Raw genomic sequence first — 9,521 nt, forward strand, 5'->3', positions numbered from 1 at the left:
CCCCAGGACCCGGCGGCGCCCGTGACGCCTCCCGCCGTGCGGCAGTCCCTGTCCGCGTCCGCCGCCTCCGAGGGGCGCGTCATCACCCTGGCGGAGGCGGAGACCGCGGCGCGTGAGCACCAGCCGACGCTGCGCTCGGCGCAGGCGAACACCGACGCGGCGTACGCCCGGGTGGCTCAGGCCTTCTCCGGCTTCCTGCCGCAGGTGAGCGCCAGCGCCAGCTACACGGTGGGCACCAGCAACCGGGCCGTCATCCAGAACGTGCCGGGCAGCGACACCGCCGTGGTGTCCAACTCCACGCGGCGCTTCAGCGGGGGCCTCTCCGCCAACCAGCTCCTCTACGACTTCGGCCGGACGTCCGGGCGCTACAACGCGTCGAAAGAGAGCGCGGGCGCGCAGGAGGACTCGCAGCGGCAGGTGCTCCAGGACGTGCTGCGCGACGTGCGCTCCGCGTACTTCAACGTCCTCACGCAGAAGGCCCTCCTGGGCGTGGCGCGCGAGACGCTCCAGAGCGAGGAGGCGCGGCTCAACCAGGTGAACGCGTCCGTGCAGGTGGGGTCTCGGCCGGAAATCGACCTGCTCCAGCAGCGCACGGCGAAGGCCAACGCGCAGGTGGCGCTCATCCGCGCGCAGAACGCCTACGCCACCGCGAAGGCGCAGCTCAACCAGACCATGGGCGCGGAGACGTCCACCGACTACACCGTGCAGGACGTGACGGTGGCGGCCGTCGCCGGTGAGGACGAGGCGCTGGACGCGCTGGTGAAGCGCGCGCTGGAGGCCCGTCCCGACGTCGCCGCGCGCGAGCGTCAGATCCTGGCGCAGGAGTCGCAGGTGAAGGTGACGAAGGGCGGCCACTGGCCCAGCCTGAGCGCCACGGGCAACGTGTCCGACGTGGGCGCGAACCCGTTCAATGACGCCACGCTGAGCGCGCAGGGCGGGCTGCAGCTGAGCTGGGCGCTGTTCCAGGGCGGGCTCGTCAACGCGCAGACGCGCGAGGCCAACGCCAACCTGCGCGACCTCCAGGCGCAGAAGGACGCGCTCCGGCAGCAGGTGCGGCTCCAGGTGGAGCAGGCCCGGCTCAACGTGGTGGCCACGCGCGAGGCGCTCACCGCCGCGGACGAGGCCCGGGTGAACGCCCGCGAGCGGCTGCGGCTGGCCGAAGGGCGCTACCGCGCGGGCGTGGGCAACATCATCGAGGTCAGCGACGCGCAGGTGGCCTTCACCAACGCCGCCGCCCAGCAGGTGCAGGCGACGTACGACCTGGCCACCTCCCGCGCGGAGCTGGCGCGCGCCCTGGGCACGGTGGAGCTGAGCACCGTGGCCTCGCGCCAGGCTCCGGCGGGGTGAAGACGTAAAACATGAGCCAACCCTGAAGGGTGGCAGTGGCGGCAGGACGCTCGAACACCGTAGGAAACGGCGGCTCCAACTTCATGGGTCACCTCCCGACAGGCCCGGAAACATGCGGGGATGCACGCCGTGGAGGCCGTTCCCAGAGGGCACTCCGTCTCAGAAGTGGCCTGGGTGTCGGGGTTGCCCGGACTCTGAAAGTCCACCTCCCGCGCAGCGACCCTATGGGTGAACAATGGGAGGCTGACCCGGCAAGTTCTGTCTGTCTGCCTCTATACGTCCTATGCCGTCGGCCAAACGTTTCGGGTCGGCAAGCAAAGGCATGGACAAGAAACTCGCAACCACCATCGGCGCATCGGCACGGGTCGCCCGGGGCCGCATGGAGCTTACGCAGGCCGACGTCGCCGAGCGAATCGACGTGGCCACGGAGGTGTACGGCCGCCTGGAGCGCGGCGGCATGCTCCCCAGCGTCCAGACCCTGCTGAAGCTGTGCCACGAGCTGCACGTCTCCGCGGACGAGCTGCTGGGACTCGCGGCGCAGGGTGCGCCGCCGTCCCGCGCCAGCGAAGCCCCGCCGCCCACTCCGGAGCGCCCGGAAGTGCGCCGGCTCCTGCGCAGCGTGCGTCAGCTGGACCCCGCCCAGGTGAAGCTGCTGGGCCTGGTGGCCAACGCGCTCCAGCGGCGGTAACCCTCTTCCCCTCCCGCTCCTCCCGGCTTTGGGGGACACCGGACCGCGCGCGGACCCCCTTCAGAGGTTCGACAGGACGCGATCCAGGTCGGCGGGCCGCACCGGCTTGGTGAGGTGCACGTCGAACCCGGCCTTCAGGGCCTGCTGGTAGGCCTCCGGGTCGCCGTAGCCGGAGAGCGCCACCAGCCGCAGCTGCTGCCCCACGCGCGCGCGCAGCGCCCTCGCCACCTGGTAGCCGTCCAGCCCCGGCAGGCCAATGTCCACCAGCGCCAGCTCCGGCGCGTGCTCCAGGGCCAGCGCCACGCCCTGCATGCCGTCCTGGGCCACCGCCACCTGGTGGCCCCACAGCTCCAGCAGCTCGCGCATGGACTGGCGCGCGTCCGAGTTGTCCTCCACCAGGAGGATGCGCCGCGCGCGCCGCGCGTCCATCAGGTTCGCCCCGGCCGTGCGGGGGACGCGGTCCGCGGGCAGCAGGGGCAGCCGCACCACGAACTCGCTGCCCTGGCCCAGGCCGCCGCTGGTCGCGTCCACGCTGCCGCCGTGCATCCGCACCAGCGTGCGCACCAGGGTGAGGCCAATGCCCAGGCCCCCGCGCGAGCGCTCCAGGGACGTGTCCGCCTGGGCGAACAGCTCGAACATGGCGGGCAGCTTCTCCGGCGGGATGCCGATGCCGGTGTCCTTCACCCGCAGCACCGCCTGCGCGCTGCCGTCCACGCCCTCCTGGAAGAGCTCCACGGTGACGGTGCCCTGGTCCGTGTACTTGGCCGCGTTGTCCACCAGGTTGGTGAAGACCTGCTCCAGGCGCGTGGCGTCACCCTCCAGCCACAGCGGCGCGCGCGGCAGGTGGGCCTCCAGCGTCAGGCCGCGGGCCTCCACGCGGGGGCGCAGGATGGAGAGCACCTGCTGGAGGACCTCCGTCAGGCTCACCGGCTCCTGGCGCAGCTCCACCTTGCCCCGGGTGATGCGGCTGACGTCCAGCAGGTCGTCCACCAGCCGCGCCAGGTGGTTCGTCTGGCGCTGGATGATGCCGTGCATCCGCGCTTCCTTGGTGTCCGCGGACGCCTTGCGCTCCAGGATGCCAATGGCCGTCATGATGGCGGCCAGCGGGTTGCGCAGCTCGTGGGCCAGCATGGCCAGGAACTCGTCCTTGCGCCGGTCCATCTCGATGAGCTGGTCCGTGCGCAGCCGGGCCTGCTGCTCCGCGTGGCGCAGGCGCAGGAGCGAGCGCACCGTGGCGATGAGCTCCGACGGCTCGTAGGGCTGGGTGAGGTACGCGTCCGCGCCGCCCTCCAGGCCCTGCACCTTCTTGTCCGGCGTGACGAACGTCGCGGAGGTGTGCATCACCGCGATGGCGGCCGTGGCCGCGTTGGCCCGCAGGCGCGCGCAGACCTCATAGCCGCTGATGTCCGGCAGCTTCACGTCCAGGACGATGACGTCCGGGCGGTGCTCCTCCGCCAGCAGGAGCGCCGCCATGCCGGTGGCCGCCTCCAGCACGTGGTAGCCGGACATCTCCAGGATGCGGTTGACCAGGTAGCGGTTGGCCTCGTCGTCGTTGACGTTGAGGACCGTTGCCAGACGGGGTTGCTCAGCCACGGGGGTTCGCCTCGCGCAGTTCCCGGTTCCCCAATCCCGCCTTGGACAGCGCGTCGCGGATGCGGGTGATGGCCACTTCCCGGCTGAGCGTGTGCTTGGCCAGGATGGCGGACGTCTCGCGCGACAGCCGGGCCCGCTCCGACTCCTGCAGCTGGTGGGAGGTGTGCAGGATGATGGGGATGTCGCGCGTGCGCGGATCCGCCTTCAGTTCGTCCAGCACGTCGAAGGCGGTGATGTCCGGCAGCACGAAGTCCAGGAAGATGAGGTGTGGGGCGTTCTCGCGGGCGATGCGCACGCCGTCACGGCCGTTGGAGGCCTCCAGCAGCTGGTAGGGCGTGTCCTTGAGCAGCTGCTTGAGCAGGTAGCGGTGCACGTCGTCGTCGTCGATGATGAGCAGCCGCTCCACCGGACCGACGCGGGCCAGCGCCGACAGCTTCTTCTGCAGGCGCACCTCGTCCACGGGCTTGAGCCAGAACTCGTCCGCGCCCAGGGCGCGCGCCTTCTGCTCGCGGTCCGTCACGGTGACGACGAGGATGGGGATGTCGCGCGTCTGCTCGCCGTTCTTCATCTCCGCGAGGAAGCTCCAGCTCGTCTCGCCCTCCAGCATCACGTCCAGCACCATGGCGGCGGGGCGCACGCGCTGCATCACCTTGCGCGCGTCCTCCACGGTGCGCACGGGCAGCACCTGGAAGCCGGAGCGCGCCAGGTACTTCTCGTAGAGGAACAGCGTCTGGCGGTCGTCCTCCAGCACCAGCACCGGCGCGCGGCCCGGGTCCAGCTTCTCGCTGCGCTGGGTGAGCCCCGTCATCTCCGACACCTCCGGGTGGACGCGCGGCAGGGTGATGGTGAAGGTGGCGCCCTGGCCCAGCGTGCTCTTCACGGTGAGCGAGCCGCCCAGGACCTCCGCCAGCTTGCGCGCCAGCGGCAGGCCCAGGCCGGTGCCCTTCACCTGCCGCTGCAGGTGGCTGTCCACCTGGATGAACTCCTCGAAGACGCGCTCGTGGTTCTCCGGCGCGATGCCGATGCCCGTGTCCTTCACGGTGAACACCACCGTGTCCTTGGGGCCCGCGGCCACGGTCACCGTGATGGCGCCGGACTCGGTGAACTTCACCGCGTTGGACACCAGGTTGCGCACCACCTGGCTGAGCTTGGACTCGTCCGTCTCCAGCTCCAGCGGCGCCTCGGGGCCCTCGAAGGTGAGCGCCACCGGCGAGTCCGGCGGCAAGAGGGGCCGCGTCATGCCGCGCAGCGCGCTCATGAAGTCGGAGGCGACGAAGCGGCTGTGGCGCAGCGTCGTCTTGCCGGACTCCACCTTGGACAGGTCCAGCAGGTCGTTGACCAGCTCGAAGAGGGACTCCGCCGAGCCGCGGATGAACTGGACCTGCTTCTCCTGCTCCGGCGCCAGGGTGCCGTTGAGCGGGTTGAGCAGCACCTTGGACAGGCCAAGGATGGAGTGCAGCGGCGTGCGGAACTCGTGGCTCACGTTGGCCACCACGCGGCTCTTGATTTCGGACGCGCGCTGGAGGCTCTCCGCCTTCTCGTCCAGGGCGGCGTGCAGGCTCCTCACGCCCTTGTTGGACTCCTCCAGCTCGCGGTTGAGGCGCGTCAGCTCCTCCGCGCGGCGCTTGAGCTCGTACTGCTGGCGCTCCGTCTCGCGGTGGAGCGCGGACAGCTCTCCCAGCGTGGTGCTCACCTGGGTGAGCGCGGCGCCGTAGTCCTCCGGCACCAGGCTGCCCACCAGGGCGATGCCGCCCTCGTGCGGCCGGGCGCGGAAGGCGAACGCGGCGGGTTTGTGGTCGCGCTGGAGGATGAGCTCCCAGCCGTCCACGGCCTCGTCGCGCGCCTGCACGAGCAGCTTCTCCACCTTGTTCTCGCTGCCGTGGCTGGCCAGGCTCTTCAGCGACTGGCCGGGCTTGACGCCCAGGATGCGCTCGGCCCGCGCGTCTCGCCAGATGACCGTCCCTTCCGCATCGCAGGCCAACGCCAGCTCGCGGCTGAGGGATTCGAAGATCCCGGAGGCGCGGTCATCCTGTTGCATCATGAGTGCGTCTCCTCCCACGAAACAGGCGTTCGTGCGAGCAACGTTCGCGCTTCCGGGTGAGCGCTCCCCAGGACGGCCTTTAGCGCGTCCAGGCATTGGAGAAGGTTCACGGGCGCCAGCCCCCGCTGGGGCCAGAACCCCGCGTACCACTGGAGGTGGGCGTCCCACAGGTCCGCACGGCCCAGCGCGAGCGCGTCCGAGAGATAGGACAGCTGGAGGCGCACCTCTTGTTCCAGGCGGGGGCGGCTGCCGGGTGGCAGTGGGCGCTCCAGCCGCCGGACGACCGCGCTGATGAGGCCGGGGGCGTCCGCCTCCAGGTCGTGGGCGGGGCCGTCTTTGTAGCGCAACCCCTGGCGGGCGGCCTGGACGTAGGCGCAGGGCTGCGAGTCCGGGCCGAAGCCCTCCGCCTGCAGGGCGCGCAGCAGCCCCTCGAAGTGCTGATCCAGGTGCAGCGAGCACATGCCCCGCGTGACGAGCAGGGTGCGCAGCCAGCGCGCGTAGTCCTCCAGGATGGCGGGGCGGGACGCGTCGAGCGCCTGGACGAGGTAGCGCACGTGGAAGACGGCGTCCTCGTCGCCGAAGCGGCGGGCGCGCTGGATGCCGTAGCGCGCGGCCCAGAACGGATCCTCGTACAAAGCTTGAACAGAATTGGAAGCAAGGGACGCGGTCCGGGCTTCGACCTGGAGGCTCACGTTCGACATGGTGTCAGACCCCCAGGGTGCGGCAGGCGGCGGCGACGAGCTCGCGGACGCTCTTGCCGAAGAAGCTCACGGCCAGCTCCTCTTCGAGAATGGGACCCCAGTCGAAGGCGAGCCCGCCCACGGCGATGGGCAGGGACGGGGAGACCTCACGCACCTTGCGCACGGCCTCGCGGACCTGGGGCATGTGGAAGGGCATGGTCACGGAGAGGGCCAGGAGGTTGGGCGGGGTTTCGCGCACCATGCGGGCCAGGTGATCCGCGGGCACGTTGGCGCCGAGGAAGCGCACGTCGAAGCCGGCCATCTCCAGGAAGTCGCTGGCCATGCGCGCGCCCACCTCGTGCAGCTCGCCCTCCACGCACGCCATCATCACGACCTTGCCGTTGGCCGGGTCGCGGGGCAGGTGGCGGTACAGGTGCGCCAGGGCATACTGGGAGATGGCGGTGGCCAGGTGTTCCTGGGCCACGGAGATGGTGTTCTCCTGCCAGAGCCGGCCGATTTCGTACTGCGAGGCCTGGATGACCTCCAAGTGCAGGTCCTGGAGGGGCACGCCGCACAGCAGGCCCTCATCCACGAGCAGGCGCAGGGCCTCCTGACGGTTTCCGGAAAGCTGGGCGGCCAGATACCGCGCCCGCAGCGTGTCGATGGCAGGGGTCGATTGGATCACGAGAACCGGGCGGGTGTCGGACGGGGCAGGGTAGGGGGCTTCCGGCTTTCGTTAAACCCTGGGGCGTTCGCCCGCACTCGGAATTGAACAGTTCCCCGGCCCCCGGAACGACCGGCTGCTTTTCTGCTTGCAGGTCAAGCGAACTCCCTGAGTGGGCGAGCAGGCTTGAGGTGCTTTACTGAAGTTCATGTTTGTCCGCTATTGCTGGTCTGTATGGAGGCTCACGGCCGGTCTGGGGATGCTGGCTGGCTGCTCGGCACCGCAGGAGGTGGAAGGGGTCTGGCGACCCGGCCCTGGCGCGTCGCTGGAGCACATCCCCGGGCCACTGAAGAGCTTCGGGCCCTTCGACGTCGCCGCTGACGCGCTGTCCGCCGCGTGTCCCCTCATCCTCTCCAAGCCGAACGCGTCCGTGGTCGCCCTTCAGGAGACGCAGCCCGAGGTGGCCCTCCGCATGGCGACGGAGTACTGCGCCTGGCTCTACGTCACGCCCACTGGACGATATGAGATGAGCATGCTGTCGGATTCATCCCGTCCCGGAGACGCGGTGCGCGGACTGCGGAGCTGTTCGTTGCCCCCGTTCGTGGATGACTCCCGCTACGCGCCGGGCAGCCTCAAGCAGATCTTCGCGCTGCACAATCATCCCTTCGGGACGCGCCTCTCCGCCCGGGACCTGCGCTTCATCGAGTCGATGGCCACCGTCCACGACTGGGAGGTCCTGACGCGGGAGGGCCGCATCCGCCTGTCCATCGTCGCGTTCTTCTCCCGGTCACGGGATGCGCGCGCCCCCACGTGCGACGGCTTCTACCAGTACGTTCCCGCCACCCGGGAGATGATGCTGTGGACGCGCGCGGGTGGCCGGTGGAAGCAGGAGTCCCATGGCGTCGTCACCTGGCTCGATGAGCGCACCTATCGTCTGGATGCGCTTTAGGAAGGCCGCATGCGAGGACGGATCATGTCGCTGAGGACGGTCGCGTTGGTGCTGGGACTGCTGGGCTGTGCCCGGAGGCCCGAGCCTCTTTCGGCGCCCGTCCTGGAGGACCGGACCGTCCGCTTCCCGGTCTCCTCCGATGCCGATGCGGGCGTCATCCAGGCGGGTGCGCCCATCGTGCTCGATGGCGAGGCCCTGCGCGCGTTGACCATCGTCTCGCACGACCTGTTCCCGCTGGGGAGCGCGGCGACGTCCTGTGACAGCCGGCCGGAGTCCTACACGTACCGGATCCTCCGGCAGGACGGCCTCCTCTTCGTCTATGTGGAGGAGAACCCCGCCGCGTGTGGGCGGCGGTTTCCAGCGCTCGACTCCGGTGCGAAGTACGCCCTTCGCCCGGACGGGCGCATCCTCCGGCGCGTCGTCGACGGCCTGGACGCGGATGACGACCTGCGGGGCGTGATGCTGCCGGATGGCGGAGTCCATACCGTCCTCGTGCCCCCGAGCCAGGAGTTGCTTCCGGAGGACGCGGGGCGGTGAAGGCCTCGGGTGGGCGGGTGTGCTCCCCTTGCCCCTGATGGAGCCAGCGGACGGACGTGCTGGCTTCTCTTTCCCGGCCCGGGGTGGCCGGGGTGGGGGGAAACGGGGTAGGGACGCCGCTTTCGGAAAAAGGCCGGTGACAGATTTCGGGGGCACCGGTGTTCCCCTGGCCAACCGGGAGGCGCGCGCGGTGTCCGTCGATGTGGAGGCCTATTACCGACGCCATGGCCCCCAGGTGCTCCGGCGCTGCCGCTTCCTGCTGCGCGACGAGGAACAGGCCGTGGACGCCATGCATGACGTGTTCGTTCAACTGCTGCGCTACCAGGCCGCCCTGAAGGACGCGGGGCCCTCCAGCCTGCTGCATCAGATCGCCACCCGCGTGTGCCTCAACCGCCTTCGCGGCGCGAAGCGGCGCCCCGAGGACCGCGACGACGAGCTGGTGCTGCGCATCGCCGCGTCCGGCGACACCGAGGCGCGCACCGCCGCCCGGGGCCTGCTGGACCGCCTCTTCGGCCGCGTCCCCGCGTCCAGCCGCGACATCGCCGTGCTCCACCTGGTGGATGGCATGACGCTGGAGGAGACCGCCCGCGAGGTGGGCCTGTCCGTGTCCGGAGTGCGCAAGCGCCTCCGGGCCCTGTCCGCTGTCCTGCAGGAGCTGGAGGCCGCATGACGTCCCCCCACCGCACCCCGGACTGGCTGCTGGAGCGAATCGCCCTGGGCGAGCTGCCCCCGGACGAGCTCGCCGCCGCCCGCGACCGCCTGTCCCGCGAACCCGACGGCCCCGCGCGCCTCGCCGCCCTGGAGGCCGACTCGCGCGCTACCCTGGAGGCCCTGCCCCCCGACCGCGTCGCCCGCGAGGTGAAGGCCCGCTTCGCCCGCGCCGGCACCCAAGCCTCGCCCCGCGCCGAGGCCCCACCGTCGCGCCCTTCCTGGCGCTTCCTGCCCGCCCTGGTGCCGGTGCTCGCCGCCGCGACCCTCTTCGTCCTCGTCCGGCCGGGGCGTCGTCCCAGGAGCGCAGGAGG

At 70.8% G+C, this 9,521-nt stretch carries 9 protein-coding genes and 1 pseudogene; 6 read left to right on the forward strand and 4 right to left on the reverse strand.

Going from position 1 to position 9,521, the window contains the following annotated elements:
- The coding region (locus tag ACLEQD_RS29615; RefSeq protein WP_410388643.1) for a TolC family protein at nucleotides 1-1,347 on the forward strand (1,347 nt) is incomplete at its 5' end.
- 322 nt (nucleotides 1,348-1,669) lie between these two features.
- Nucleotides 1,670-2,035 carry a helix-turn-helix transcriptional regulator gene (locus ACLEQD_RS29620; RefSeq protein WP_120529550.1) on the forward strand — a complete coding sequence of 122 codons (366 nt, stop codon included), beginning with the start codon at nucleotides 1,670-1,672 and terminating at the stop codon, nucleotides 2,033-2,035.
- Between the two features lie 60 nt (nucleotides 2,036-2,095).
- Here the strand turns inward: ACLEQD_RS29620 and ACLEQD_RS29625 are convergent, their stop codons facing one another.
- The 4 genes from ACLEQD_RS29625 to ACLEQD_RS29640 are packed head-to-tail and all read right to left on the reverse strand — an operon-like array spanning nucleotide 2,096 to nucleotide 7,034.
- Entirely contained in the window at nucleotides 2,096-3,628 is a 1,533-nt protein-coding gene (locus tag ACLEQD_RS29625; RefSeq protein ID WP_410388645.1) for a response regulator, read from the reverse strand.
- On the reverse strand, nucleotides 3,621-5,669 hold the full coding sequence (locus ACLEQD_RS29630; RefSeq protein WP_410388647.1) for an ATP-binding protein: 2,049 nt from the start codon (nucleotides 5,667-5,669) through the stop codon (nucleotides 3,621-3,623). Before ACLEQD_RS29630 ends, ACLEQD_RS29625 begins: the two co-directional genes overlap by 8 nt.
- Nucleotides 5,666-6,370, reverse strand: a complete 705-nt coding sequence (locus tag ACLEQD_RS29635; RefSeq protein ID WP_410388648.1) for a hypothetical protein — start codon at nucleotides 6,368-6,370, stop codon at nucleotides 5,666-5,668. Before ACLEQD_RS29635 ends, ACLEQD_RS29630 begins: the two co-directional genes overlap by 4 nt.
- 4 nt (nucleotides 6,371-6,374) lie before the next feature.
- Nucleotides 6,375-7,034 (reverse strand): B12-binding domain-containing protein, encoded by a 660-nt coding sequence (locus tag ACLEQD_RS29640; protein ID WP_410388650.1) that lies wholly within the window; start codon nucleotides 7,032-7,034, stop codon nucleotides 6,375-6,377.
- A gap of 187 nt (nucleotides 7,035-7,221) precedes the next feature.
- On the opposite strand from ACLEQD_RS29640, the gene ACLEQD_RS29645 reads away from it, so the two are divergent.
- The 4 genes and pseudogenes from ACLEQD_RS29645 to ACLEQD_RS29660 form a co-directional block, all read left to right on the forward strand.
- Nucleotides 7,222-7,962 carry a hypothetical protein gene (locus ACLEQD_RS29645; protein WP_410388652.1) on the forward strand — a complete coding sequence of 247 codons (741 nt, stop codon included), beginning with the start codon at nucleotides 7,222-7,224 and terminating at the stop codon, nucleotides 7,960-7,962.
- Nucleotides 7,963-7,971: 9 nt separating this feature from the next.
- A complete protein-coding gene (locus ACLEQD_RS29650) occupies nucleotides 7,972-8,499 on the forward strand; it encodes a hypothetical protein (protein WP_410388653.1) in 528 nt (175 codons plus the stop codon).
- Nucleotides 8,500-8,689: 190 nt separating this feature from the next.
- On the forward strand, nucleotides 8,690-9,169 hold the full coding sequence (locus ACLEQD_RS29655; protein ID WP_410388655.1) for an RNA polymerase sigma factor: 480 nt from the start codon (nucleotides 8,690-8,692) through the stop codon (nucleotides 9,167-9,169).
- Nucleotides 9,166-9,521 (forward strand): annotated as a pseudogene (locus tag ACLEQD_RS29660) (ActD-like protein); the annotation flags it as partial. The gene ACLEQD_RS29655 and the pseudogene ACLEQD_RS29660, both read left to right, overlap by 4 nt.

It is taken from the genome of Corallococcus sp. 4LFB (genome assembly GCF_046520365.1).
In the GTDB taxonomy this organism is placed as follows: domain Bacteria; phylum Myxococcota; class Myxococcia; order Myxococcales; family Myxococcaceae; genus Corallococcus; species Corallococcus caeni.

Coding starts and splice junctions, on each gene's coding strand:
- ACLEQD_RS29620 (WP_120529550.1), top strand. CDS start 1,670: ATGGACAAGAAACTCGCAACCACCATCGGCGCATCGGCACGGGTCGCC.
- ACLEQD_RS29630 (WP_410388647.1), bottom strand. CDS start 5,669: ATGATGCAACAGGATGACCGCGCCTCCGGGATCTTCGAATCCCTCAGC.
- ACLEQD_RS29635 (WP_410388648.1), bottom strand. CDS start 6,370: ATGTCGAACGTGAGCCTCCAGGTCGAAGCCCGGACCGCGTCCCTTGCT.
- ACLEQD_RS29645 (WP_410388652.1), top strand. CDS start 7,222: ATGTTTGTCCGCTATTGCTGGTCTGTATGGAGGCTCACGGCCGGTCTG.
- ACLEQD_RS29650 (WP_410388653.1), top strand. CDS start 7,972: ATGCGAGGACGGATCATGTCGCTGAGGACGGTCGCGTTGGTGCTGGGA.